At 66.3% G+C, this 2,643-nt stretch carries 1 protein-coding gene and 2 pseudogenes; 2 read left to right on the forward strand and 1 reads right to left on the reverse strand.

Annotated features, from left to right (window positions below; translation table 11 throughout):
- Positions 1 to 314 precede the first annotated feature (314 nt).
- Positions 315 to 755 (reverse strand): annotated as a pseudogene (locus ABZW30_RS46780) (flavodoxin family protein); the annotation flags it as partial.
- 604 nt (positions 756 to 1,359) lie between these two features.
- Here ABZW30_RS46780 and ABZW30_RS46785 point away from each other — a divergent pair.
- Together ABZW30_RS46785 and ABZW30_RS46790 are read left to right on the forward strand one after the other, a co-directional pair.
- Complete coding sequence (locus ABZW30_RS46785) at positions 1,360 to 1,752, forward strand: hypothetical protein (protein WP_355677459.1); 393 nt, start codon at positions 1,360 to 1,362, stop codon at positions 1,750 to 1,752.
- A gap of 31 nt (positions 1,753 to 1,783) precedes the next feature.
- Positions 1,784 to 2,551, forward strand: a pseudogene (locus ABZW30_RS46790) (IS256 family transposase); the annotation flags it as partial.
- Positions 2,552 to 2,643: the final 92 nt, after the last annotated feature.

Raw genomic sequence — 2,643 nt, forward strand, 5'->3', positions numbered from 1 at the left:
GACGGGGCCGGTTCGGTGGTCAGGGCTCCATCCGGCAGGCGTACACACCCTCGGCGAGCAGGGAGAAACCGTGCCGTTCCCAGGCCCGGCGAAGCCGTCCGTGCACTCGCTCGCGCACTCGACCGCGCGGCGGACAGCGGGCGCACCCTCGCGGCGGCGAGTGATGTTCAGCACCTCCATGCCACATGAGCGGCGACGGCGTCAGGGTCTTGCCTGGGCACCGTGCGCAGTCCACCCAGGCTGCGATTGCCGCGACTGGCGCAGGGACAGGGCCCTGCTTCCCACCGAAGCGGCTGCCCCGGCCGCTGGTGTCCTTACCGGTGTTCGGGGTTCTCGTAGTCGCGGCGGCAGCCTGCATCCCAGGCTGTGCGCTGGTTGCCGTAGGCGCGGATACCGCCGAGGTCCTTCAGCGCCCGGGCCAGATGCAGCAGGTTCCAGGTCATGAAGGTGGTGTTGCGGTTGGTGAAGTCGTTCTCCGGGCCGCCCGAGCCGGGATCGAGGTACGAGGGGCCGGGGCCCGCCTCGCCGATCCATCCGGCGTCGGCCTGGGGCGGGATGGTGTAGCCCAGGTGCTGGAGGCTGTAGAGGACGTTCATGGCGCAGTGCTTGACGCCGTCCTCGTTGCCGGTGATCAGGCAGCCGCCTACGCGGCCGTAATAGGCGTACTGCCCCTGGTCGTTGAGCAGGCTGGAGCACGCGTAGAGGCGTTCGATCACCTGCTTCATCACAGAGCTGTTGTCACCGAGCCAGATCGGCGGAACACTCTGGCACCCTAGCTGACCTACCACCACGGCCAAGGAGGGAAACCAGAATCCCCGCGTGGGCGGGGAGCAGTGCTGCGGCCTGGCTATTCACTCTGATGCAAAAGTCACCATCTTGTGCGTTTTCCAGCGCCGTACGACACCCGGCCGTATGCGCACCCGAGTCCGTAGCCGCCATTCCCTGGTGGTGGACCACCGAGTCCAGTATGTCGACGCCGAGTCGGCGGAGCGCCTGACGCCCGAGATCACCATGCACACATCTACCCTTGATCCCGCCCTGCCGTGCTGCGCCGGCACAGGAGATCGACTACTTGAGGGAGACCGTGACGGTGCCGGTGGACAGTAACGGTCTGCACCGCCTATCACCGGCCAATGACACATCCTCTGAGCAGCAAGCTGATTTCGGCCTACGGCCGAGGCGCCTCCTCCGGCGCAAACAGCGACCGCAACATCCTTGGACCTGCACGGATCTGCGGTTCTCCCCCATCGAACGGATGGCCGGAAACCATGCCTGCCGACGAGACGCGGTCCGGTGAGAGTGAAGGCTGCTCCGACAGAAAGCTGAAATCCTTTCAGTCACACCGGGAGCGATGAGTACGTGAACCACCCCGATGACACCGACAGCACGGCGGGTCACATCCTGGCCCGCACTCTGCGGCGGGTCGAACTGTTCCAACAGGCTGGCGACGACTGGCGGTTCGCCGAGAGCCTCAAGTCGATCAGTGAGGACACGGCCCAGGAGTACGAAGGTCGCGCGCTGCTGGAGCTCATCCAGAATGGGCACGATGCCCTTCGGTCGGATGAGCCAGGACGCGTCCTCGTCCAGCTCGATCTACGAGAGACGCCGGGGATCGTGTACGTCGCCAACGAGGGCCACGGCTTCTCTGCGGGCAACTTCCGTTCCATCACGGGATGGCGTCCCGTGGAGTGGTGTAGCAGGGATCTTGGAGTAACCCCTGGTCATGGGGCAGCCATCGAGCAACTCTCTTAGTAGAACGGCGAGTTCACCAGGGAGGTACGCGATGGCCTTATCCCAGTCTGACCTACTCCGCCTGACGGAGTCACTCCGTACGGCAGACGGAATCGAGTTGATCAGGGTCCTGGCCCAGCGGATCCTGCAAGAGCTGATCGAAGCCGAGGCCACCGCCCGGATTGGTGCCGAACCGGGCGAGCGCACCGAGGCCCGCACCACCTGGCGCAACGGCCACCGCGACAAGACGCTCACCACGCAGGCCGGCGACCTGGAGCTGGCCATCCCCAAGGTCCGCACCGGCAGCTTCTTTCCCAGCCTGCTGGAGCGCCGACGCCGGATCGACCAGGCCCTCTACGCGGTCATCATGGAGGCGTACGTGCTGGGCGTGTCCACCCGCTCGGTCGACGACCTGGTCAAGGCCCTGGGTGCGGACACCGGCGTCTCCAAGAGTGAGGTCTCCCGGATCTGCGCAGACCTGGACGAGCAGCTCACCGCGTTCCGGGACCGGCCGCTCGACCACACCCGCTTCCCCTACGTCTACCTCGATGCCACCTACTGCAAGGCGCGGGTGAACCACCAGATCGTCTCCCGGGCCGTGGTCGTCGCCACCGGGATCACCGAGGACGGCGGCCGCGAGGTGCTGGGGCTGATGGTCGGTGACAGCGAGACCGAGGTGTTCTGGGCCGAGTTCCTGCGCTCCCTGCGGGAACGCGGACTGGCCGGGGTCCGGCTGGTCATCGGCGACCACCACAGCGGCCTGGTCAAGGCGATCCGCAAGGTCATGCTCGGTGCCGCCTACCAGCGCTGCCGCGTTCACTGAAGCCGTAAGGAATCAACTTGTCGGTGTGTCGTCTTCGCTTCGTGCGGCGGCGAGGAGATCTGCGGCGGATCGGTAACGGGTGGCCGCCG

This window comes from Kitasatospora sp. NPDC004669 (assembly GCF_040609455.1).
Lineage (GTDB): Bacteria > Actinomycetota > Actinomycetes > Streptomycetales > Streptomycetaceae > Kitasatospora.